20 protein-coding genes are annotated in these 22084 nt (G+C 54.7%); 7 read left to right on the forward strand and 13 right to left on the reverse strand.

Annotation, left to right across the window (positions count from 1 at the left end; translation table 11 throughout):
- Positions 1 to 135: 135 nt before the first annotated feature.
- Together FDK21_RS17405 and FDK21_RS17410 are read left to right on the forward strand one after the other, a co-directional pair.
- Entirely contained in the window at positions 136 to 762 is a 627-nt protein-coding gene (locus tag FDK21_RS17405) for a uracil-DNA glycosylase family protein (protein WP_138150250.1), read from the forward strand.
- A gap of 191 nt (positions 763 to 953) precedes the next feature.
- Positions 954 to 1433 (forward strand): Lrp/AsnC family transcriptional regulator, encoded by a 480-nt coding sequence (locus tag FDK21_RS17410; RefSeq protein ID WP_114010273.1) that lies wholly within the window; start codon positions 954 to 956, stop codon positions 1431 to 1433.
- A gap of 364 nt (positions 1434 to 1797) precedes the next feature.
- On the opposite strand, the gene FDK21_RS17415 is transcribed toward FDK21_RS17410, so the two are convergent.
- The 8 genes from FDK21_RS17415 to mobA form a co-directional block, all read right to left on the reverse strand.
- On the reverse strand, positions 1798 to 2670 hold the full coding sequence (locus FDK21_RS17415) for an NAD(P)-dependent oxidoreductase (RefSeq protein ID WP_138150252.1): 873 nt from the start codon (positions 2668 to 2670) through the stop codon (positions 1798 to 1800).
- Between the two features lie 97 nt (positions 2671 to 2767).
- Complete coding sequence (glyS, locus tag FDK21_RS17420; protein ID WP_138150254.1) at positions 2768 to 4840, reverse strand: glycine--tRNA ligase subunit beta; 2073 nt, start codon at positions 4838 to 4840, stop codon at positions 2768 to 2770.
- 144 nt (positions 4841 to 4984) lie between these two features.
- Positions 4985 to 5839 (reverse strand): ABC transporter permease, encoded by an 855-nt coding sequence (locus FDK21_RS17425; protein WP_138150256.1) that lies wholly within the window; start codon positions 5837 to 5839, stop codon positions 4985 to 4987.
- Complete coding sequence (locus FDK21_RS17430) at positions 5836 to 6546, reverse strand: ABC transporter permease (protein ID WP_138150258.1); 711 nt, start codon at positions 6544 to 6546, stop codon at positions 5836 to 5838. Before FDK21_RS17430 ends, FDK21_RS17425 begins: the two co-directional genes overlap by 4 nt.
- A gap of 67 nt (positions 6547 to 6613) precedes the next feature.
- Entirely contained in the window at positions 6614 to 7387 is a 774-nt protein-coding gene (locus FDK21_RS17435) for an ABC transporter substrate-binding protein (RefSeq protein WP_114010278.1), read from the reverse strand.
- Positions 7388 to 7848: 461 nt separating this feature from the next.
- Entirely contained in the window at positions 7849 to 8625 is a 777-nt protein-coding gene (locus FDK21_RS17440; RefSeq protein ID WP_138150260.1) for a transporter substrate-binding domain-containing protein, read from the reverse strand.
- 243 nt (positions 8626 to 8868) lie between these two features.
- A complete protein-coding gene (gene mobB, locus FDK21_RS17445) occupies positions 8869 to 9456 on the reverse strand; it encodes a molybdopterin-guanine dinucleotide biosynthesis protein B (protein ID WP_138150262.1) in 588 nt (195 codons plus the stop codon).
- Positions 9457 to 9461: 5 nt separating this feature from the next.
- Positions 9462 to 10208, reverse strand: a complete 747-nt coding sequence (gene mobA / locus FDK21_RS17450; protein WP_138150264.1) for a molybdenum cofactor guanylyltransferase MobA — start codon at positions 10206 to 10208, stop codon at positions 9462 to 9464.
- Between the two features lie 303 nt (positions 10209 to 10511).
- Here mobA and apbC point away from each other — a divergent pair, with 303 nt between their 5' ends.
- A complete protein-coding gene (apbC, locus tag FDK21_RS17455) occupies positions 10512 to 11654 on the forward strand; it encodes an iron-sulfur cluster carrier protein ApbC (RefSeq protein ID WP_246657613.1) in 1143 nt (380 codons plus the stop codon).
- Positions 11655 to 11734: 80 nt separating this feature from the next.
- On the opposite strand, the gene FDK21_RS17460 is transcribed toward apbC, so the two are convergent.
- From FDK21_RS17460 to moaA, 3 genes are all read right to left on the reverse strand, one after another.
- Positions 11735 to 12955: a multidrug effflux MFS transporter gene (locus FDK21_RS17460; protein WP_114010283.1), complete on the reverse strand. Its 1221-nt coding sequence runs from the start codon at positions 12953 to 12955 to the stop codon at positions 11735 to 11737.
- A gap of 226 nt (positions 12956 to 13181) precedes the next feature.
- Positions 13182 to 14147: a DMT family transporter gene (locus FDK21_RS17465; RefSeq protein ID WP_138150266.1), complete on the reverse strand. Its 966-nt coding sequence runs from the start codon at positions 14145 to 14147 to the stop codon at positions 13182 to 13184.
- Between the two features lie 68 nt (positions 14148 to 14215).
- Positions 14216 to 15241, reverse strand: a complete 1026-nt coding sequence (moaA, locus tag FDK21_RS17470) for a GTP 3',8-cyclase MoaA (RefSeq protein ID WP_138150268.1) — start codon at positions 15239 to 15241, stop codon at positions 14216 to 14218.
- Positions 15242 to 15460: 219 nt separating this feature from the next.
- Here moaA and FDK21_RS17475 point away from each other — a divergent pair, with 219 nt between their 5' ends.
- Positions 15461 to 15817: a DUF971 domain-containing protein gene (locus FDK21_RS17475; RefSeq protein WP_138150270.1), complete on the forward strand. Its 357-nt coding sequence runs from the start codon at positions 15461 to 15463 to the stop codon at positions 15815 to 15817.
- 76 nt (positions 15818 to 15893) lie between these two features.
- On the opposite strand, the gene FDK21_RS17480 is transcribed toward FDK21_RS17475, so the two are convergent.
- Positions 15894 to 16496: a L,D-transpeptidase gene (locus FDK21_RS17480; RefSeq protein WP_114010287.1), complete on the reverse strand. Its 603-nt coding sequence runs from the start codon at positions 16494 to 16496 to the stop codon at positions 15894 to 15896.
- A gap of 637 nt (positions 16497 to 17133) precedes the next feature.
- Here FDK21_RS17480 and FDK21_RS17485 point away from each other — a divergent pair.
- Entirely contained in the window at positions 17134 to 18444 is a 1311-nt protein-coding gene (locus tag FDK21_RS17485) for an autotransporter outer membrane beta-barrel domain-containing protein (protein WP_171022140.1), read from the forward strand.
- A gap of 167 nt (positions 18445 to 18611) precedes the next feature.
- Here FDK21_RS17485 and FDK21_RS17490 read toward each other — a convergent pair whose 3' ends face one another.
- The gene (locus FDK21_RS17490; protein WP_138150273.1) at positions 18612 to 20228 is read right to left on the reverse strand and encodes a fumarate hydratase; all 1617 of its coding nucleotides are present in this window, start codon (positions 20226 to 20228) and stop codon (positions 18612 to 18614) included.
- Positions 20229 to 20262: 34 nt separating this feature from the next.
- Here FDK21_RS17490 and FDK21_RS17495 point away from each other — a divergent pair, with 34 nt between their 5' ends.
- Together FDK21_RS17495 and fumC are read left to right on the forward strand one after the other, a co-directional pair.
- Positions 20263 to 20475 carry a hypothetical protein gene (locus tag FDK21_RS17495; protein WP_138150274.1) on the forward strand — a complete coding sequence of 71 codons (213 nt, stop codon included), beginning with the start codon at positions 20263 to 20265 and terminating at the stop codon, positions 20473 to 20475.
- A gap of 141 nt (positions 20476 to 20616) precedes the next feature.
- Positions 20617 to 22005, forward strand: a complete 1389-nt coding sequence (fumC, locus tag FDK21_RS17500) for a class II fumarate hydratase (protein WP_210238832.1) — start codon at positions 20617 to 20619, stop codon at positions 22003 to 22005.
- Positions 22006 to 22084: the final 79 nt, after the last annotated feature.

Here is a 22084-nt window from a genome sequence, read left to right on the forward strand (position 1 = left end):
TGGTTAATGAATGGTAAAATCGGAAAAGGCTAAAATTCGTTCTGGCTGGATATCTGCCTTGTTTCAGCACTTTAGGGGAGGGCGAGCACCAGACAGAGCCGTAAAATGCTGACATCTTGGAAGGAAAGTTAACAGTTGCGTGACGCAGAGAGCACCATTCACACTTTGAACGAGCAGATTGCCGCCTGTCGACTTTGTCGCGATAGTCCAACGGGGCGGGCCTTGCCCCACGAACCGCGTCCGGTTGTTCGTCTGTCCGCAACCGCACGCATCTGCATTGCCGGGCAAGCCCCCGGCAATTTGGTTCATCAGACTGGCACACCCTTCAATGACCCATCTGGTGACCGGTTACGGGACTGGATGGGTGTGGATCGCGAAGTTTTTTATGATCAAAGCCGCATTGCCATCGTTCCGATGGGCTTTTGCTTTCCCGGCAATGATGCAAAGGGAGGCGATCTGCCACCGCGCAAGGAATGCCAGACCCAATGGCATGACCAGATATTCCGAGCCATGCCACAGGTCAGTCTGGTTTTGGTGATTGGTCAATATGCCCAACGCTATCATTTGGGCGATAGGCGCGAGGCGAATTTGACCGAAACCGTGCGAAAGGCATTGACCTATTGGCAGGAAGACACGGTTCCAAATTATCTGCCCTTGCCCCATCCCTCCTGGCGTAACACAGGATGGTTAAAGCGCAATCCATGGTTCGAGGCGGAAATTCTGCCTGTTTTGCGGGCGGAGGTTGCTAAATTTTTGTCCTGAAGTGTATGAAATGATTTACTAAGGTCGATGGTCTTCACAAAAAGGTGAGGTATCTCATGTGCGAGCACTGCTTGAAAGTAGAATGAACTTGCTCTAAATTCCTGCTCAGCTACAATGAAAAGAAATTTTTTGCACATGATCGCGTCGCGCTCACCGACTGGATCACACGCTTCGACTAGGGAAATCCCTCCATGCTAGACCGTTTGGATCGCCGTATTCTTCAAATTTTGCAGGAAGACGCCACCATGCCCGTTGCCGAGATTGGGCGGCGTGTAGGCCTGTCGACGACTCCTTGCTGGCGCCGCATCCAGAAGATGGAGGAAGAGGGGGTTATCACGGGCCGTGTCGTGCTGCTTGACCCCGAAAAAGTCAATGCAAAAGTGACCGCCTTCGTCGCGGTTACTACCAACGAACATTCCGCCGACTGGTTGAAGCGTTTTGCCGATGTCATTCGCGATTTTCCAGAAGTGGTGGAGTTTTACCGCATGGCCGGGCAGGTCGATTATCTGCTTCGCGTGGTGGTGCCTGACATCGATTCCTACGATACCTTCTACAAAAAACTCATCTCACGCATTGAAGTGGGCGATATTTCCACTACATTTGCTATGGAACAGATCAAATACACCACGGCCTTGCCGCTGAATTATCTGCCGGAAAAAGAGACACGCTGATCGCATCCTCTGACCTTCTTGCGACACAAGACAGGATCCTCAGCAAAAAGAAAAACCCGCGCTATCCGAGCGCGGGTTTTCTTTTGCATAGCCGCCTTCAAAGCTTACTTCTTGTCGAGCAGGGTGATCAGCGAGGAGGTATCCCAGCGATTGCCGCGACAAGATAGGCGTGAGCGCAGCGAGCAAAGCCTATCGCCCTAAAGAGCAGGGCGGCTGCGCTATCGCCTTCAAAGCTTACTTCTTGTCGAGCAGGGTGATCAGCGAGGAGGTGTCCCAGCGATTGCCGCGACAAGATAGGCGTGAGCGCAGCGAGCAAAGCCTATCGCCCTAAAGAGCAGGGCGGCTGCGCTATCGCCTTCAAACCTTACTTCTTGTCGAGCAGGGTGATCAGCGAGGAGGTATCCCAGCGATTGCCGCCCTGCGCCTGCACTTGGCTGTAGAATTGATCGACAATCGAGGTAACAGGAAGATGAGCGCCATTGGCGCGCGCTTCATCGAGCACGATGGACAGATCCTTGCGCATCCAGTCGACCGCAAAGCCATAGTCAAATTTGCCTGCCGCCATGTTTGAGGCGCGGTTTTCCATCTGCCATGAGCCAGCCGCGCCCTTGGAGATCACATCGACCACAGCGTCGACATCAAGCCCTGCCTGTTTGGCGAAATGTACGCCTTCCGACAGGCCCTGAACCAGACCGGCAATACAGATTTGGTTGACCATCTTCGTCAACTGACCTGCGCCAACCGGCCCCATCAAGCCAACCATCCGGGCATAGCACTCGATCACTGGCTTGGCTTTGGCAAACACCGCCTCGTCGCCGCCACACATCACGGTGAGGACGCCGTTTTCCGCACCTGCCTGGCCGCCAGATACCGGGGCATCGATGAAGCCGACCCCTTGGGCATCGGCAACTTCGAACAATTCGCGGGCCACTTGGGCGCTGGCGGTGGTGTTGTCGATGAAGATCGAGCCTTCTGCCATCGTGGCAAAGGCACCGTCATCGCCAATGGTCACTTCGCGCAAATCATCGTCATTGCCAACGCAGCAAAAGACGAAGTCTGCGCCTTTGGCGGCTTCTGCCGGGGTTGCAGCGAAAGCGCCGCCATGCTCGGCCACCCATTTTTCCGCCTTGGCGGTGGTGCGGTTGTAAACGGTGACCTCATGGCCGCCTTTGTTTTTCAAGTGCGCGGCCATCGGATAGCCCATAACGCCCAGACCGAGAAATGCAACTTTTGCCATTTGTCTTCTCCCCTCGTGGTTGGCCAATCCCTCGCAGGTCGGGACAAGGAGGCCAAAAAGAAAAGGGTGGCATCGGGCCACCCTCTCAATGTGATTTTCAGCCGGCGATTTTCGAGAAATCGGCAACCGTCAGCGTGGTGCTGCGAATGTGGGTCAACATCCGCAGGCGATTGATGCGTACATCGGCACGCTCATCATTCACCAGAACCTTTTCAAAGAAGGCGTCGACTGGCTCGCGCAGGATGGCAAGCGCAGTCATGGCTGCTTCAAAGTCTTCCGCAGCAACCGCTTCTTGCGCTGCTACGCGGGCCTTTTCAACGGCGCTGGCCAGAGCAACCTCTTCGGCCTCGTGCAAATGCGCGCCTTCGATGGTGCCATCAAAGCTTTCGCCGGATTTCTTCTCTTCGGCGCGCAGAATGTTGGCCGCGCGGCGATAGCCGGCCAGCAAGTTAGCCCCGTCATCACTCGACAGGAAGGAGCCAAGAGCTTCAACCCGTTTGGCAATCATCAAAATGTCGTCCTGATCCCCAAGGGCAAAGACCGCATCCAGCAGATCGTGTCGTGCGCCTTTGTCTTTGAGGTGAACGCTGAGGCGATCAGCAAAGAAGGACAGAAGGTCATCGGACTGGGCAAAGCCATCGCGTGCCGTCACAAAGATGTCCTGCAGCGACAGACGGATCTGGTTGCTTTCCAGAATGCGGATCACTCCAAGAGCAGCACGGCGCAGGGCAAACGGATCTTTCGAGCCGGTTGGCTTTTCATCAATCGCCCAGAAGCCGGTCAACAGATCAAGCTTGTCGGCCAGAGCCACGGCGATGGCGACCGGATTGGTCGGCACGTCATCGGATGGACCCTGCGGCTTGTAATGCAGCTCGATCGCTTCGGCGACGGATGGATCTTCCTTCTGGGCAATCGCATAGTAGCGGCCCATCAGGCCCTGCAATTCAGGGAATTCAAACACCATGTCGGTGACCAGATCGGCCTTGGCCAATTGCGCCGCACGCGCTGCCAACTCAGGATCTGCACCAACCAATGGGGCCAGAGCCTTGGACAGAGCCACAAGACGGGCAACGCGCTCGCTCTGGGTGCCGAGCTTTTCATGGAAGACCATATTGTCAAGGCGACCAAGGCGGGCCTCAAGACCATTTTTCAGGTCGGTTTCCCAGAAAAACTTGGCGTCAGACAGACGGGCTCGAACCACTTTCTGGTTACCGGCCACAATCGTGTCGCCACCATCACTTGCGATCAGGTTGGAAACCAGAATGAACTTGTTCGACAGCTTGCCGGTTTTGGCATCTTTCAGAACGAAACATTTCTGATGCTCGCGGATCGAGGTCTGGATCACCTCGTGCGGCATGTTGAGGAACACTTCATCAAAGGCCCCCATCAGAACCGTTGGCCATTCAACCAAACCAGCGACTTCTTCGAGCAGACCCGCATCTTCAACCAACTCCAGCCCTTGCGCAAAGGCGAGGGTCTTGGCGTCGTTGAAGATGATTTCCTTGCGCTCGTCCAGATCAAGAATAACCTTGCGCTCTTTGAGGCCAGCTTCGTAATCGTCAAAGCGTTTGACAGCAAAATCTTCTCGGCCATGGAACCGGTGACCTTGGGTGGTGTTGCTGCTTTCGATGCCCTCAATCGAGAAGTTGATCACCTCGGAGACATCGCCATCCACCGACAGGCTGCAAAGGATCGAATGCAGCGGACGCACCCAGCGCAGGGCGCCTTCGCCCGCCTGACCCCATTTCTGGCTCTTTGGCCAAGGGAATTTGCGCACCACATCGGGCACCAGATCGGTGATAATGGCCTCGGCCTTGCGGCCCGGCTTGTTGATCACCGCAACATAAAAGTCGCCTTTTTTCGGATCGGACTGGATGGTTGCCTCATCGATGGAAGCAAGGCCTGCTCCGCGCAAAAAGCCTTCCAGTGCTTTTTCCGGTGCGCCGACGCGTGGGCCTTTGCGCTCTTCGGAAATGTCCGGGGAAGCAGCGGTCAGGCCAACGATGTTCAACGCCAGACGGCGCGGCGTCGCATAGGCCCGCGCGCCCTCATAAGTCAAACCGGCATCCACCAGACCCCCGGTGATCAGTTTTTTCAAATCTTCGGCAGCGCGGCGTTGCATCCGGGCCGGGATTTCTTCGGAAAAAAGCTCAAGCAGAAGGTCTGGCATGGTCGTCTCGAATTCGATCAGGAATGGAAGTGTTTCAGGTGGTTGCTCTAGCAAGCCACAGGCGAAAAGTCACTGATAAAATGGCATTCTGACAAAAAGAGGGGGCCTGAAGCCCCCAAATTTTGCACCCGCTGTGAACGGAGACTAGCTGCCATCGCGTCGCAAATGACGGGTCAGGCGATGTTCCAGAATGTCCCAAAGCCGCCGCATGATCTCGACAAACAGCAAATAGAAAATCGCGGCATAAATATAAGCCTGAAAATCATAGGTTTGCGAGAAGGCACGGCGGGTCTCTCCCATCAGATCATAAACCGAAATGATCGACACCACGGCCGAGCCTTTGACCATCAGAATGATCTCGTTGCCATAGGGGCGTAACGCGACGATCAGGGCCTGTGGCAGGGTGATCTTGAAGAAAGTGACGAGCCTTGGCAGACCAAGGCTCATGGCACCTTCGATCTGGCCACGCGGCACATTCATCACTGCACCGCGCAAAATCTCGGCCTGATAGGCAGCGGTGTTGAGCGTGAAGGACAGAAGCGCAATTGACCAGCTGTCGCGGAACAGCCACCACATATTGATATCCTGCCAAAAATGACGGAACTGGCCAAAGCCGTAATAGAGCAGGAACAACTGCGCCAGCAAGGGCGTGCCACGGAAGAAATAGATATAGCCGAACGAGATCTTGTTGAGCAGCTTGTTCTTGGCCATTCGGCCATAAGCCAACGGCAGCGACAGGATGCCTCCGAGCAGAAGGGAGGAAATCACCAGTTCCAGCGTCGTCCAGAAACCCTTGATATATTTCGGCGCATAGCGCGAAACATAATCTGCATCGTAGGAAGTGTAGAGGAACCAGACTATGCCAACGAAAAACAAAATCCATGAAATCAGGAAGACGAGTCCAATGGCGCGCGACAAGGTGATCAAATCACCGCGCGCATCCGCCGGACGGGGGCGGGCTTCGAGCATGGCCTGGGCGATATAGGCTTGGCTCTTCATGTCCGAACCTCCCCGCGACGCACGCGCTTCTCGATTTTCTCCAGCCCAATCGAGGATACGAAGGTCAGCACAAGATAGATGACACAGGCCAGTGAGAAGAACAGGAAGGCTTCCTTGGTGTTGCGCGCGGCAAGCCCGGTCTGGCGCATTGTGTCGGCAAGGCCGATGACCGAGACCAGTGAGGTTTCCTTAAGCAGGATCAGCCACAGATTGGACAGGCCGGGCAGGGCAAGCTTGATCAGTTGCGGCAGGATGACCAGACGCATGGTTTTGTACCATGACAAGCCCAGCGCATTGGCCCCTTCATACTGGCCCTGATTGATACCCTTGAAGGCAGACAGAAAGACTTCGCTTGAATAGGATGCAAAGACGAAGGACAGGGCGATCATCCCGGCAACGAAGCTATTCACTTCCACCTGAATGCCCAAAACCTTCTGGAACAGCAGATTGATGAGAATTTGACCGCCATAATAGACGATGAACAGCGTCAGAAGTTCTGGCAGACCGCGAAAAATCGTGGTGAAAATCTTGGCTGAGTTTCTAACCGTCGGTTCCTTGGCACTTATGCCCATGGCCAGAAGAAAGCCAAATGCCAGCCCAAATGGCAGGGTTGCCAAACCCAGAGAAACCGTAATCCAGATCCCCGATGCAATCTCGTCTCCCCAGCCATTCGGGCCGAAGGACAAAAGCGCAAGATAGTCCGTCATCTACTGCTTACCTACATTAAAAGCCCGGCGGAAAGCCGCCGGGCAAAAAGATCGAAAATGGCTTCAATCAATCGCCATAAACGTCAAATGGGAAATATTTGTCGTTGATTTCTTTGTATTTGCCATTTGCACGGATTGCTGCAATTGCTGCGGTGAATTTGTCCGCCAGCTCGGTTTCGCCTTTGCGAACCGCGATGCCTGCACCAGCACCGTGGATTTCTGGTACAGATTTCAGCGGGCTCAGGATTTTGCAGCATGCGCCATCATCAGTCTTCAGCCAGTCAGACAGCACGATGATGTCATCGACAACACCATCAAGACGGCCAGCCTGCAGGTCGAGCTTATATTCGTCCGCGGTCGGATACAGCTTCAGCTCGATGCCTTCCATTTTCTTTTCGGCAAATTCCGAGTGCGTGGTGGACGACTGGGCACCAATCAGCGCGCCTTTAAGGGATTCGGCGGAAGCGTCTTTCAGCTTGGAATCCTTAGGCACAGCCAAGGCTGGTGGGGTGTTGTAATATTTCTTGGAGAAGTCGACTTTCTTCAGACGATCCGGCGTGATCGACATGGAAGCGATAATAGCGTCGAATTTGTTGGCGATCAGGGCTGGGATCATACCGTCCCAATCCTGTACAACGAATTCGCACTCGACTTTCATTTCCTCACACAGGGCATCAGCCATGTCGATGTCGAAACCGACCAGCTTGCCATCAGCGGTGAGGCTGTTGAATGGAGGATAAGCACCCTCGGTGCCGATACGGACTTTGTCTGCAGCCTGTGCGCCACCAGCAGCCATCATGACAGCCGCTGCGGTGATTGCGATTTTCTTCAAGAGACGCATTGGTTTCTCCCTCTTGCCTCATGCATCGTGCGACAACATCCGAACAAATTTGTCGTAATGGTCGGCACGTTCTGGACCTGTTGCAGGTTCCTATCATTGCGCGGGTTGCCCGCGTGGGCAGCATATTCCCACTATTTTCGGCAAGTTGACAACAGGCAATGCGCCAAAATTCGCTTCACAGCCAAAAACCATCCATTTTCCCCAAAAATTCGGAAGAAAAATGCGCATGGTTCTGGCGTTTCAGAATGATGTGCGGAATCGAGGCTGAACTGGTGAAAGAGGGGATCCGTTATTTTGCCGGACCTGTTCAAAAAGGCGTCAGATTGCCCATTCCTTAAGCAGAATGGTGTGCTCTTTTGTCTCAGGCTTTGTACGGTTTCTCGGCCTTTCCGAGGAGAGATTCTATCTTGGGACACAAAAAAGCCGGGCATCCTGAGACACCCGGCTTTGATGGATTTCAATCATTCACCGCCATAGACGTCAAAGTCGAAATATTTGGCGTTGATTTCCTGATATTTGCCACTGGCCCGCAGAGCTGCAATGGCGGCGCTGAACTTGTCGGCCAACTCTTTGTTGCCTTTCTTGACCGCGATACCAGCACCATTGCCATGAATTTCCGGCACTGGCTTGATCGGCATCAGGATCTTGCAGCAAGCGCCTTCCTCGGATTTCACCCACTCGGACAGGACCACGATGTCATCGACGACACCATCCAGGCGGCCGGATTCAAGATCGAGTTTATACTCGTCCGGGGTTGGATAGAGGTGCAGGTCGATATCTGCGATTTTCTTCTCGGCAAAGTCTGCATGGGTCGTGGAAACCTGTGCGCCGATGGACAAACCTTTCAGCTCTTCAAGGCTTTCGCCCTTCAACTCGCTATCTTTCATCACGGCGATGGCGGATGGGGTATTATAGTATTTCTTGGAGAAGTCGACCTTTTTCAGGCGATCCTCGGTGATCGACATGGACGCGACAATGGCGTCGATCTTGCCGGCCATGACAGCCGGGATCATGCCGTCCCAATCCTGCATGACGAATTTGCACTCGACCTTCATCTCAGCACAAAGCGCGTTGGTGATGTCAACGTCAAAGCCGATCAGTTTACCGTCAGAGGTCAGCTGGTTGAAGGGAGGGTAGGCGCCGTCGATACCGATACGGACTGGATCACCCGCCTGTGCGGACAGGCTGGCAGCGGCGAGAAGGGAAGCAGCAGCAAGGATGGTTTTTGCGAATTTCATTGTAAGAGTCCCGATTTTGGGTTCGGCCAATCAGGCCAAGCAGATTGCGAAAGCGTGGACGGGCGAAAAGCGGTCTAAGACGCTCCTACCAAGCTGGTGACGCACGGTCTCGCGCTGCTCTCTCATCGACCAAAATTGCCTATTTGACAAGCAAACTGGCGATTTGCAGGGCATCCATTCGGGTAAATTTGACAAATTACAGGCCGATCTTGGCAATTTGCTCAATTTGACGGTCAGAACCGTCTATTTGCCAATCGGCGGCAGCTGCATTCTGTTGATAATGAAATCCGCAATTTTACGCACCTGATCGAGTTGAAACTCTGGCAAATTGTGTGGGTTGGCCATTGCACCTATGGTCTCGCTGGCAATCGCCACGATATTATTGTCGTCCGGCGAGAGGGGCGTCTGATCCTTGGCGTCAGCCCTGCGCACTTCGAGCTTGGGGAAGGCTTCATTCTTATAGCCCTCCACCACCACCAGATCGCAGGGCGAGAAACGCGGCAGGATGTCGCCAAGGAACGGTTCCTCATCCCCGGCATCCCGGCATTCGTGCATCAAAGCCCAGCGCGTTCCTGCTGCGACGAGGGCCACCTCGCGCGATCCGGCCTCCCGGTGACGAAAGCTGTCAGTGCCGGGCTTGTCGATGTCGCAGGCATGATGGGCATGCTTGACCGATGAAATCCGGTAACCGCGCCCACTCAAATCGGCAATCAGGCGGGTGACGAGGGTGGTCTTGCCCGAATTCTTCCAACCGGTCACCCCGAACACTTTGTGGCCGTGCCAGATGAAGGGCGTGTCATGGGGGGCGCTTTCCTTCCCTTTGATTGTCATCGCGCTCATCCTTCTGTCTGTTCCTTGAGGCCGGATGCAATGGCCTCGGCCACCGGGACATCATCCGGTTCATTGACGTTGAAGAAAGGGTCGATTTCGATATCGTCGATCATCTGACCGGAAAAATGGGCGTGGCTACAGGTCTGGCTCTCGGCCCAGAGGCGGGTCTTGCGTTCGCCAGAAGCGAGAAACGCTTCCAGACTGTCTGCCAGAGCAATCGGCCAGAGGCCAAAGGTCGGATGCACCCGCTCACCGGACTGCGCCAGCACGATTGCGGGCTCCGGCCCACCCATCGCCATGATGAACCGGTCCACAAGCGTGTCGGGAAAGAAGGGTGTGTCCACTGCAACCGAAGCGATCCAGAAGACCTCCGGGGCGTTTGCCTCTGCCCACCGCATCGCAGACAGAATACCAGAGAGGGGACCTGCATGGTCAGGCAAAAGGTCCGCGACCACATCCCAGTTCGCTCCGAAGCGCTCGTCACCATCATGACCGCTGACCACGATCTTGCCCACCTGTGGCTGAAGGCGAGCGGCACAGTGAGAGAGCATGGTCTCGCCGTCTATCTCGATCAATGCCTTGTCCTGGCCCCCCATGCGCGAAGATTGCCCCCCTGCGAGCACGACCCCAAGGGTCCTGTGGGCCCAGCGATTGCGGGCCAGAGCGGGATCGCCATCAAAGGCAGCCAGTTGACCTGCCAGATCCATCGCTTTGAGATCAAGGGCTTCGAGCCGTTCTTTTTCGCCTGTCATGTTGGTATCCTTCCACCGGGTATTTGGCCTTCTAGTCTGACTGTTTGTCTTTGCAAACCACGTGACTATAATCAAGCCTTGTCTTGAGGCCCAGCTTGTCGCTGGTTTGAGCACTGCGCATGTGACCCGTACCTTTTACAGGCAGCGACAAAACGCCCGTTTGGCCTTGACCTTCGGCAAGCAAATGGCCAGCTATGGGCGATAGGGTCGAAGAATCCATGATCGGGCTTCATGGTTTGCAGCCCCATTCACTGAACAAAAAGGCCGCCACACGTGTTTTGGAAAAATAGAAAAGATGCATCCGTGACCAAAGACGCTATTCAGGCAAAGCTGAAAGAGATCAAGACACCCGACGGGCGCAGTGATCTGGTTTCTGCCAATATGGTCTCCGAAATTTTCATCAAGGACGGATCGGTGATCTTCTCGCTCAATGTCGAGGCTGATGAGGCCAAGGCCATGGAGCCGGTGCGCCAGCAGGCCGAACGTGCAGTGCTTGCGGTGCCGGGGGTGGAAAAGGCGATGGTCGCGCTGACCGCTGAACGCAAACCCGGTACGGCCTCCGCGACAGCCAAGCCCAATCCAGCCCCGAAACCGCCGCAACAGCCCAAACAGCGTGCTCAGGGCGGCAGCGCCCGGATCACCGTTGAAGGGGTTCGTCACATCGTGGCTGTCTCATCGGCCAAGGGCGGGGTTGGCAAATCGACATCGGCCGTCAATCTGGCTCTGGCCCTGAAAGCCAATGGCCTCAAGGTCGGCATTCTTGATGCCGATATTTACGGCCCCTCCATTCCGCGCCTGCTTGGCATTACCGACAAGCCTGAAATGATCGAAGGCACGCGCACCTTAAAGCCGATGGAGGCCTACGGCATTGTTGCCATGTCGATCGGTTTTCTGGTTGAGGAAGATACCCCGATGATCTGGCGCGGCCCAATGGTCGTCTCGGCCCTGACGCAGATGTTGCGCGATGTGGCCTGGAACATCAATGGCGAGCTTGATGTGCTGGTCGTTGATATGCCTCCGGGCACCGGCGACATTCAGCTAACCATGGCGCAACAGGTGCCTCTGTCAGGCTCGGTCATCATTTCCACGCCGCAGGATCTGGCTTTGCTAGACGCCAGAAAAGGCATCGCGATGTTCGAGAAGGTGCAAATTCCAATCCTTGGTCTGATTGAGAATATGAGCTACTTCCAGTGCCCAAATTGCGGCGAACGGCACGAGATATTCGGTCATGGCGGCGCGCGTCAGACCGCCGCCGATATCAATGTTCCGTTTCTGGGCGAAGTGCCGTTGCATATCGATATCCGCGAGCGGGCGGACAGCGGCACACCGATTGTTGCAACAGAGCCGGATAGTGACCACACCGCCATCTATCTCAATCTGGCCCAGTCGGTCGCCAATGGACTGCAAAATGCAGGCAGGGTCGTGCCAAAGATCGTCTTTGAATAAACGGATCTACGCGATCCAACGACCAGACCAAAAAAGGAGCCTTTCGGCTCCTTTTTCAGTTTACCGCAGGTGTGTTGGCCTTAGTCGGTTTCGGCAAAGGTGAGAAACTGCACCAGATACCCAAACACGAGAGCAATGCCTGCGGTGAAGCACATCAAAAGCCCCATCGGCAGAACGCTGTCGGTCAGCATGAAGGCAACAATATAGCTGAAACCGGCACTGACCAGAGTGACAATCGAGCCGGACAGACCGGATGCGCTGCCTGCAAGGCGCGGGATGACACTGACCACCCCGACGCTGGCGCTGGGCATCACAAGCCCGTTGCCGATGCCAAGAAAGAAGGTCGCACCAAACAGATAGGCCGGACCTTCAAGGCCAAGCAGACTTAGTATGACCACCGAAGCGGACGCTGCCAGCGTCAAAAGACAGCCAATCAGGATCATCTTGAACAGGCCGAGCCGCGAGGCATAGCGACCGGACAGAAAGTTGCCAATGCTGTAGCCAACTGCCACCAGAACGAAATAGAAGCCATAATGGGTTGGTGTCAGATGGAACATATTCTGGCTGACATAGGGCGCACCGCCCAGAAAAACGAAAAAGGTGCCAACCCCAAAGGCGCTGATCAGGGTGTAGATCCAGAAGCTGCTCATACCAAGCAGGGTGCGATAATCTGCCAACATGGCGCGGATCGAAGGGGCCTGACCCAGATGCTTGTTGGTCTCGGGCAAAGAATACCAAGCCCAGGCAACCGCAATCAGCGTCATCAATCCGGTGAAGATGAAGCCCGCCCGCCAATCTGCGAGGTCATCGAGCACACCGCCAATGATCGGCGCAACCATCGGCGCCATCGCCATGCCCATTGTCACATAGCCGAGCATACTCGCCGCTTCGGACGGTTTCCTGATGTCGCGGACGATGGCGCGGCCCAAGACAAGCCCGGCAGCCCCGCCAGCCACCTGAATGACACGCCAAACGATAAGCATGTCCAGCGACGAAGACAGCGCACAGAGGAACGAGGCCAGTGCGGCGAAAAGCAAACCACCAAGCAACACGGGCCTGCGCCCGAACTGATCAGACAGGGGGCCTATGATTGGCTGAGTGAAGGCCGTTCCGACCAGACCAAGGGACAAGGTGAGCTGAACCAGCGTTGCAGGGGCGTTGAAATGGTCCTGCACGCTCGGCATGGAAGGGACATAAATATTCACGGCCATCGGGTTGACGGCCGTGACCGCTACCAGAATGACGATGGAGGGCAATAAGGCACCAGATGGCGCACGCATGGTTGGCGTCGCAAGACTCATAGACAAATCACTTCAAAACTTGGCCTGAATGCGGACAAAAACAGACCAGCAGACCGAAAGGGGGGAATTGAGGGCGCAAGGCAACTAAGGGGGGCTTGAAGGCCTCGCGTCCTTTAGGATGTAACATTGTAGCGAAGGTCTGCCAAGACGCATACGCATTTTTGAGTCGAACCTGCAAAATCGGAACGGCAACTTTGGCAGACGGACCAGAAGCTTGGAAAGGCCACTAACCGCCAGATTCCGCAGCCTCTGTGGCTTTGGCTTGCCGGCGCATGCGCGAGACAGTCCTCTCCCTGAAAATCGTGTAGATGCCGGAGGCAAGAATGAGGGCAATGCCGAACCATGTCTGCAGATCAGGAATGTCACTGTAGAAGACATAGCCATAGAAGAGCGAGATCGGCATCGAAATATAGCGGAAGGAGGAAACCACCGAGATCTCACCATTGTTCATCGCAATCACGATGGCATATTGGCCAAGGGTCAGGAACACTGCAGCCAGCGCCAGCATCAGCATGCTAATGGTCGATACTGGTTCCCAGCTTTCCGTCAGGTTCAACAGGCCACCGCCGATGGTTGACATCAGCATGGTGATGAAGGTCACGCCCCACAAAGGTGCACCGACCGGGATACGGCGTGTGATCACGTCACGTGCTGTTGCGCCGATCACAGCGCCCAGCGCAAAGAGCGAATAGAAAGTGAAGCCTTCCAGTCCGGGGCGAACGATCGCCATCACGCCCACAAAGCCCACCACAATGGCACTCCAGCGGCGTATCCCGACCTGTTCGCCAAAGAACATCGCGGCCGCTGCTGTCGACGCCAGCGGAATCGTCAGCATAATGGCCCCGATGTTGGCCAACGGCAATTGCGCAAGCGCGGTCAAAAACAAAAGAGCCGCGATGGTTTCGCATGCCGCGCGCAACAGGATTGTCGGATGCAAAGCCGCCCGCAGACGCTTATATTCCTTTGTCCATGCCAACATGCAGGCCAGCAGCGTAAGGGCCACAATGCCGCGAACCACCACGACCTGGCCAGTCGAGAGGGATTCGCCACCCATTTTGGTCAGCAAATCGTTGGTCACAAAGAAAAGGATCGCAACCTGCATGATCATGATGCCATACAGATTGCCTTTGTCGGTACGGATCGCAGCCGCATCAACGCGCGTTGCGACCGTTCCTTGCGGCGCGGTAGTCATGAAGTCAGACCTTGCTTTATTCGGGGAGGCGGCAAACGCAGCAAGACAAGCGATGAATGCTTGATCTTCTAGCCACCGGTAACAGACATATGTCTGCCAATAGAGGGGCGATTATTATCTCTGTCAATGATAAAATCATGACCCTTGGGTTTGCGGGCAATTGCCGACAGGATTGCCTCGGTCAACGGGCCATCGCTCTCGGAAGCCCGCAAGGGGGCGCGCAGATCGGCGGCATCCTCCTGACCCAGGCACATATAGAGAGTGCCGGTGCAAGTGACCCGGACCCGGTTGCAGCTTTCACAGAAATTATGGGTCATTGGCGTGATGAAACCGACGCGTCCTCCGGTTTCCTTTACCGTCACATAGCTGGCCGGACCGCCCGTCTTGTGCGCTGAAGGCTCCAGAGTCCAGCTCTGGGCCAGATCCCGTTTGAGCTCCGACAAGGGCAAATACATGTCAAGGCGCTCATGGTCGATCTCGCCCATTGGCATGGTTTCGATGAAAGTCACATCCATACCGCGCTGGTGGCAAAAACGGATCATCTCATCATATTCATCGTCATTCACACCGCGCAGGGCAACGGCATTGAGCTTGAGCTTGATCCCGGCGGCAAGGGCGGCCTCGATACCATCCATAACCTGATCAAAACGGCCCCATCGGGTAATTTCCTTGAAGCGGTCCTCGCGCAGACTGTCCAGAGAAACGTTGATCCGCTTCACGCCAAGCGCCGCCAGTTCACTGGCATATCGCTTCAGTTGCGAGCCGTTGGTCGTCAGGGTCAACTCTTCCAGCGCTCCGCTGTCCAGATGGCGCGACAGGGACCCGAACAGCGTCATGATGTCCTTGCGCACCAAAGGTTCCCCGCCAGTCAATCGCAGCCGTTTCACTCCAAGGGCGACAAAAGAGGAGCAAAGGCGATCCAGTTCTTCAAGGCTGAGGACCTCCCTTTTGGGCAGGAAGTTCATATTCTCGGCCATGCAATAGAAACAGCGGAAATCGCATCGATCCGTGACAGACACACGCAAATAGTTGACATGACGTCCAAACGGATCGATCAATGGCGCGTTTGCCTGTGCCAACTCATCATGCTGCATTGGGTCACTCTTTCTCTTACAAGACAGGGTCGTTTGGGATCTCGCACGAAAGATAGGGTGTGCGGGGCGGCCTAGTCAATCCTACTGAGGTTCAGCAAAGCGTGAAGTGATTTTCATGCAAACTGTCATTGAACCGGAGATGAGCATGGCATAAGTCTGGAAGGATACACTTGACTTTTTCGTAACTGCGGTGATGTCCGACAGGAAAGAAAGCCTTGCATGACCAATCCATGGCCAACCGAATTGCGCCTGTCTGAAGACAGGAAAACGCTCACCATCTCGTTTGACACGGCAGAAAGTTATGTCTTCACCGCGGAATTTCTGCGGGTGACATCGCCAAGTGCCGAGGTGCAGGGACACAGCGAACAGGAACGAAAGACTGTTGGCGGCAAACGAGACGTCGAGATCATGAAAATCGAGCCGGTTGGCAATTACGCGGTCCGCATTTCCTTCACCGACTTGCATGACACGGGCTATTTCAGCTGGGACTATTTCCTGAAATCAGGCCGGGACCATGAAGCAATCTGGAATGCGTATCTTCAGGCGCTCGAGGAAAACGGCCTCAGCCGTGACTGAATGGAGTTGGTACGCGTGAAATGAAAAAAGCCGGCTCACAGGGAACCGGCTTTCTTTTGTCTGAAAACGTCCAGACTTATTTCTGATTGGCCTGGATCACGTGAACACGGGCACCAACACGCACGCGCTCATACAGGTCGATCACATCTTCGTTGGCCAGACGGATGCAGCCCGAAGACACGGCCTGACCGATGGACCAAGGCTCATTGGAGCCATGAATGCGGTAGATGGTGGAACCGATATACATCGCACGAGCGCCGAGCGGGTTGTTTGGGCCACCTTCCATGTGGGCTGGAAGATTAGGCACGCGCTTGCGCATGGCAGGAGGAGGAGTCCAGCCCGGCCATTCCGCTTTGCGGCTTACACGATGGGTGCCAGTCCACTGGAAGCCAGGACGACCAACGCCGATGCCATATTTCACGGCTTTGCCATCGCCAAGAAGGAAATACAGACGACGTTCCTTGGTATTGACGATGATGGTGCCTTTTGCTGCATTCGCATATTTGCCATCATAGCTGACGGTGCTGCGTTTAATCGGCGAACGACCACCACGAACGGACCCGTTGACTTCTTTCCAGGTGTTGGTGGTCATGTCGAAATATTTGGATGCCTGGGCGCCTGTGACAGCAACCGTGAGACCCAGAATCATGCCTGCGGCGAGAGAGAATAGTTTGCGCATTAAGTTTGCCCCGAACTTATCGAAAGGTTCAGGCAGTCTTCTATATCCGCAAGATTCATGCGTCACGAAGCCCTGCCTAGGAAAAAATTGCGATAATTTTGACAGGATCTTTCCTAAGAAAGGATGATCGTTGCAAGTGCTTTTTGGCTAGGAAGCGTTCACATTTGCGTTTTTGATGCAAAGCAAATGTACGTTGTGGCGATTTCGCAACAGTTGGGACTCTTCCTAAGGGCACTTGACTGATCAGTTGCCCCGAAAATTGGCACAACTCACTCTTGAGTGGAAAAAGTTGAATGATTGCAGCAAATAGGAGTGTCGAATCAATCTTCTACACGTTGAAGTCGATATTTCGGCCCAATCTCATGCGCTGATAGCCGAAAAGTGAGGCCTTCCCTTACCTTGTTTTCCAACAAACGAATGGATCCTGTCGGCGGTGAAACATTCGGGAAACTACGACCAATCGGCAACGTTCCGATATATTTTGGCAGATTTTCTCTGGTTTTAATCATAGCCATCTAGGCGACAGGGCGCAAAAAGTGCTAAGGGCTTCGACGGGTGCTTCTTTAACGTAGAGTGGCGTTTGGTGGATGTGTGACTGCTAGGTTGCATGAGAGTGGCCACGCGAAGGTTGATTGACATGAATGGATTGGCAAAACTGATTTTGGGTGCATTGCTCCTTGTCGGATCCGTTGCCCTTCTTCCTGAAGATGCAAAAGCACAACAGGTCAGCGCTTGTAGCACTGTTAAAACCGACCCCAATTACGACCCGCTCTGCAGCAGTACCTGTAATCTGGGCGAATATTTCCAGTATGTTTTCGATGCTGCCTATCGCCCCCATCTGTGCAACAGCATTCCGACTGCTTTTTGGTCCTATCAGAGACAGGTCGGTGAAGTCTCTTCCAATGGCAAATCGGCCAGTGGCAATGCCTCCTCTGTGAGTGCCGCCGCCAGTAACAGCAATGCTGCCAGTGTCGCCTTGATGACACCCACACAACGCGTCAGCGTTGGGTCCGCCATATTGCACTATGCGCCGACGGGCTCAAGCAGCGAAGCGTTGGACAAGATCAACGCCATGAATGGTGAGGAGGAGCCGCTCGACTATGGCGCGGCACCTTTGGAAAAAGCGGTCTGGTTCAAGTTGCTCGGCACATTGGGCAACAAGGATGCCACTGCCCAACTGGCAAGTATTCGCATTCAGACCGGCGGCATCATGGCCGGGACGGATTTCTATTCAAACGAATATCTGCGTTTGGGCGTGCTTGGCTCCGTGTCGGACATCTCCGTCGATATTCACGAGAACAACAACGAACTCGATGTCACCGCCTGGAAGATTGGCGGCACCGGCACCCTCGAGGTTGGTAAGTGGTATCTCGACGGTTTGGCGACTCATAGCTGGGAGAAGAACAGCGCCAGCCGAACTGTCGACATCAACGGTATGGGCGACCTGCGCAATTTTTGGTCCAAATTCACCAACCGCCGCATCAATGCCGCTTTTGAAACAGGCTTTCGATGGAATGTCGGGCGCTTGATGATTCAGCCCCTTGCCGGGGTGGATCTCAATTGGTTAAAGCAGGCCGAAGTGGTCGAGCAGGGCAACAGCTCAGCTTCTATCATCACCGCCAAGAACACGGTCTTTACCGGTTCGTCCAAGCTCGGTGTGAACCTGTCGTCGGTCATTCTGCTCGACAAAAGCTCGATCGTGCCAACCGTTGGCGGTTATTGGGGGCATCGGTTTGGTGAACTCGAAAATGCCAACCGCATCTCCACCGATCAGGGTGTCAGCTATCAATATGTCGGAGCGAAACCGCCGCTTGATATCTTCAATCTCTATGCGTCCGTCATGCTCAATGTTGACGAGAGTCTGGCGTTGTCGGCGGGCTATCACGGTGCCTTCAATCGCTTCGAGCGCTACCATGCAGGCAATATCGCATTGCGCATTCGCTTCTGAGCCGAAGGCTCAAGGCTGTTCCGACGCGTTCATTCAACACTTCAACATATTCCATCAAGACTTCAATAAAGTCATTCAAGTGATTCATATATAACAAAAAACCCGGCGACTGCCGGGTTTCTCTTTTCGTGTTCATATCCGAGGATGGATATCCGGGTTGTTGAAGATTAACCCAAATTCAGTTCAGCAAAGAAATCATTGCCTTTGTCGTCAACCACGATGAAGGCCGGGAAATCTTCCACTTCGATCCGCCAGACGGCTTCCATGCCGAGTTCTGGATATTCCACGCACTCGACTTTCTTGATGCAATCCTGAGCGAGACGGGCAGCCGGTCCGCCAATGGATCCGAGATAGAATCCACCATGGGCTTTACAGGCATTGGTGACCGCTTTTGAGCGGTTGCCCTTGGCCAGCATGATCATTGATCCACCAAAGGACTGAAACTGATCCACGAAGCTATCCATGCGGCCTGCCGTGGTGGGACCAAAGGACCCGGATGCGTAGCCTTCCGGTGTCTTGGCCGGACCTGCATAATAGATCGGATGGTTCTTGAAATATTCCGGCATTTCCTCGCCGGCCTCAAGACGGGCACGGATTTTGGCGTGAGCCAGATCGCGGGCCACGATCAGCGGACCGGACAGAGACAGACGAGTCTTGGTCGGATGCTTGGTCAGCTGAGCCAGCTGCTCTGCCATTGGCTTGTTGAGGTCGATCTTGACAACATCGCCGCCCAGCTCCTCACCATCTACGTCCGGCAGATATTTCGCCGGATTGGCTTCCAGCTCTTCAAGGTAAATCCCGTCCTTGGTGATCTTGCCAACGCACTGACGGTCGGCCGAGCAGGACACGCCGATCGAGATTGGCAGGGAAGCGCCGTGACGCGGCAGGCGGATCACCCGCACATCGTGACAGAAATATTTGCCGCCAAACTGCGCACCGATGCCCATCTGCTGGGTCATCTTATGAACCTTTTCTTCCATCTCAAGATCGCGGAAGGCATGCGCGGTTTCAGAGCCTTTGGTCGGCAGCGTGTCATAATAATGCGCCGAGGCCAGCTTGGTGGTCTTCATGTTCAGCTCAGCAGACAGACCGCCGATAGTGATCGCCAAATGATATGGAGGACAAGCAGCGGTGCCGAGGGTTTTGATTTTCTCTTCCAGGAAGGCCAGCATCCGGTCTTCGGTCAACAGAGCGGGCGTGCCCTGATAAAGGAAGGTCTTGTTGGCCGAACCACCGCCCTTGGCGATGAACAGGAACTTATATTCGTCTTCCCCATCGGCAAAGATATCGATCTGGGCTGGCAAATTGTTGGCGGTGTTCTTTTCCTCAAACATCGTCAGAGGAGCCAGCTGGCTGTAACGCAGGTTCTTCTTGTCGTAGGCATCAAAGACGCCCTTGCTGATTGCGCCTTCGTCAGAGCCGACCACATGCACATGTGAGCCCTTTTTGCCCATGACGATGCCGGTGCCCGTGTCCTGACACATTGGCAGGATGCCGGATGCGGAAATGTTGGCATTCATTAGAAGGTCATAAGCAACGAATTTATCGTTGTCGGTTGCATCCTCGTCGTCGAGAATCTTGCTCAACTGTTCCAGATGGCCCGGGCGCAACAAATGGTTGATGTCCATGAAAGCCTGTTCGGTCAGCAACCGAATGCCTTCTTCCTCGACCATAAGGACGTCCTTGCCCTTGAAGGTTTCAACGGACACATAGTCCGACGTCAATTTACGGTAGGGGGTCTCATCCTTCCCGAGTGGGAAGAGCTTGTTCACCTGAAAGCTCATATCTGGTCCTCGTTCAGCGAAACAGGCGGCGGTGATGCCACTTGCTTTTACTCTTGCGCATGTCACCGAAGGTGCGGGAAGCAAAAGGTCAGACTTCGCTGCACGATCAGCTTTGCTCGCCTCCATCAGTGCGCTGTTTTCCCGGATTTTTCAACCCTTGGCGGTCAAAATCCAGAGCTTCATGCCACCACAACCTGTGGTGCGACAAAATGAAGGAAAACAAGCCTTTAAAACGCACATTACTTGAATTATATCTTCAACATAGAGACGGCGAACTTCATCCTAATGGACTTGTCGTTCCTTTCCTTTGTGCTGTGTCAATCTGCACAGAGACAGCCAAAAACAATTGCCCGAAACAAATGCTAAAAACACATGCTTGGAGACGATCATGACGATGCGAACGGAAACGGATTCCTTCGGCCCATTGGAAGTGCCGGAGGACAAGTATTTTGGTGCCCAGACAGCGCGCTCTCTGATCAACTTCCCGATCGGCGAGGAAAAAATGGCGGCACCCCTCATCCGTGCGCTGGGCATTGTTAAACTGTCTGCAGCCAAAGCCAATCTGGCGCTCGATAATATCGACCCGACCGTTGGCGATGCAATCGTCACCGCAGCGACAGAAGTGGCCCAAGGCAAACTTGATGATCACTTCCCTCTGTCAGTCTGGCAGACCGGCTCCGGCACCCAATCCAACATGAATGCCAATGAGGTGATCTCCAACCGCGCGATCGAATTGCTGGGCGGTATTCTGGGTTCCAAGGAGCCAGTTCATCCCAATGATCACTGCAATCGCAGCCAATCCTCCAACGACACCTTCCCGACCGCGATGCACATCGCGACCGCTGAAGAGATCAACAAGAGCCTGATCCCCGCTCTCGATGATCTGGCCATTGCTCTGGAAGCAAAATCCGATGCTTTCAAGGACATCATTAAGATCGGCCGGACGCACTTGCAGGATGCAACGCCGCTGACGCTCGGGCAGGAATTTTCCGGTTATGTCGCCATGGTCCGCAACAGCATCCGCCGAGTGCGTGCCACCTTGCCTGCGCTTTATGATCTGGCACAGGGCGGCACGGCGGTTGGCACCGGCATCAATGCCAAAATCGGCTTTGCCGAGAAGTTTGCCGCAGAAGTCGCCGACTATACCGATCTGCCATTTGCCTCCGCGCCTAACAAGTTTGAATCGCTGGCCACCCATGACGCCATGGTCGAAGCCCATGGGGCGTTGAATAGTGTCGCGGTCAGCCTGTTCAAGATCGCCAACGACATTCGCCTGCTCGGCTCCGGCCCGCGCTCGGGGCTGGGGGAAATCTCCCTGCCGGAAAACGAACCCGGCTCGTCGATCATGCCTGGCAAGGTCAACCCAACCCAGTGTGAGGCCATGACGATGGTGTGCGCTCAGGTGATGGGCAACAACACAACGGTATCGATTGCTGGCTCACAGGGGCATTTCGAGCTCAATGTCTACAAGCCGGTCATCATCTTCAACACCTTGCAGTCGATCCGTCTGTTGAGTGACGCCTGCAACAGCTTCAAAGACAAATGCGTTGTCGGCATCAAGGCCAATGAAGAGCAGATTGCTGACCTGATGGGACGCTCGCTGATGCTGGTTACGGCGCTGGCACCGCATATCGGCTATGACAATGCCACCACCATCGCCAAGACAGCCCACAAGAATGGCACCACTTTGAAAGAAGAAGCGGTCAAGCTCGGCTTCGTCAGCGAAGAGGATTATGACACGCTTGTCCGTCCTGAAAAGATGATTGCGCCCCAATAAGCGGGACCGAGAGCTGAATGACAAAAGCCACCGTTTCGACGGTGGCTTTTTCGTGTTCGGGTCAACGCATTTGACAGGT

It is taken from the genome of Cohaesibacter sp. CAU 1516 (genome assembly GCF_005771485.1).
GTDB classification, from domain to species: domain Bacteria; phylum Pseudomonadota; class Alphaproteobacteria; order Rhizobiales; family Cohaesibacteraceae; genus Cohaesibacter; species Cohaesibacter intestini.

Coding starts and splice junctions, on each gene's coding strand:
- FDK21_RS17410 (WP_114010273.1), top strand. CDS start 954: ATGCTAGACCGTTTGGATCGCCGTATTCTTCAAATTTTGCAGGAAGAC.
- FDK21_RS17415 (WP_138150252.1), bottom strand. CDS start 2,670: ATGGCAAAAGTTGCATTTCTCGGTCTGGGCGTTATGGGCTATCCGATG.
- glyS (WP_138150254.1), bottom strand. CDS start 4,840: ATGCCAGACCTTCTGCTTGAGCTTTTTTCCGAAGAAATCCCGGCCCGG.
- FDK21_RS17425 (WP_138150256.1), bottom strand. CDS start 5,839: ATGAAGAGCCAAGCCTATATCGCCCAGGCCATGCTCGAAGCCCGCCCC.
- FDK21_RS17430 (WP_138150258.1), bottom strand. CDS start 6,546: ATGACGGACTATCTTGCGCTTTTGTCCTTCGGCCCGAATGGCTGGGGA.
- FDK21_RS17435 (WP_114010278.1), bottom strand. CDS start 7,387: ATGCGTCTCTTGAAGAAAATCGCAATCACCGCAGCGGCTGTCATGATG.
- FDK21_RS17440 (WP_138150260.1), bottom strand. CDS start 8,625: ATGAAATTCGCAAAAACCATCCTTGCTGCTGCTTCCCTTCTCGCCGCT.
- mobB (WP_138150262.1), bottom strand. CDS start 9,456: ATGACAATCAAAGGGAAGGAAAGCGCCCCCCATGACACGCCCTTCATC.
- mobA (WP_138150264.1), bottom strand. CDS start 10,208: ATGACAGGCGAAAAAGAACGGCTCGAAGCCCTTGATCTCAAAGCGATG.
- FDK21_RS17460 (WP_114010283.1), bottom strand. CDS start 12,955: ATGAGTCTTGCGACGCCAACCATGCGTGCGCCATCTGGTGCCTTATTG.
- FDK21_RS17465 (WP_138150266.1), bottom strand. CDS start 14,147: ATGACTACCGCGCCGCAAGGAACGGTCGCAACGCGCGTTGATGCGGCT.
- moaA (WP_138150268.1), bottom strand. CDS start 15,241: ATGCAGCATGATGAGTTGGCACAGGCAAACGCGCCATTGATCGATCCG.
- FDK21_RS17475 (WP_138150270.1), top strand. CDS start 15,461: ATGACCAATCCATGGCCAACCGAATTGCGCCTGTCTGAAGACAGGAAA.
- FDK21_RS17480 (WP_114010287.1), bottom strand. CDS start 16,496: ATGCGCAAACTATTCTCTCTCGCCGCAGGCATGATTCTGGGTCTCACG.
- FDK21_RS17485 (WP_171022140.1), top strand. CDS start 17,134: ATGAATGGATTGGCAAAACTGATTTTGGGTGCATTGCTCCTTGTCGGA.
- FDK21_RS17490 (WP_138150273.1), bottom strand. CDS start 20,228: ATGAGCTTTCAGGTGAACAAGCTCTTCCCACTCGGGAAGGATGAGACC.
- FDK21_RS17495 (WP_138150274.1), top strand. CDS start 20,263: ATGCCACTTGCTTTTACTCTTGCGCATGTCACCGAAGGTGCGGGAAGC.
- fumC (WP_210238832.1), top strand. CDS start 20,617: ATGACGATGCGAACGGAAACGGATTCCTTCGGCCCATTGGAAGTGCCG.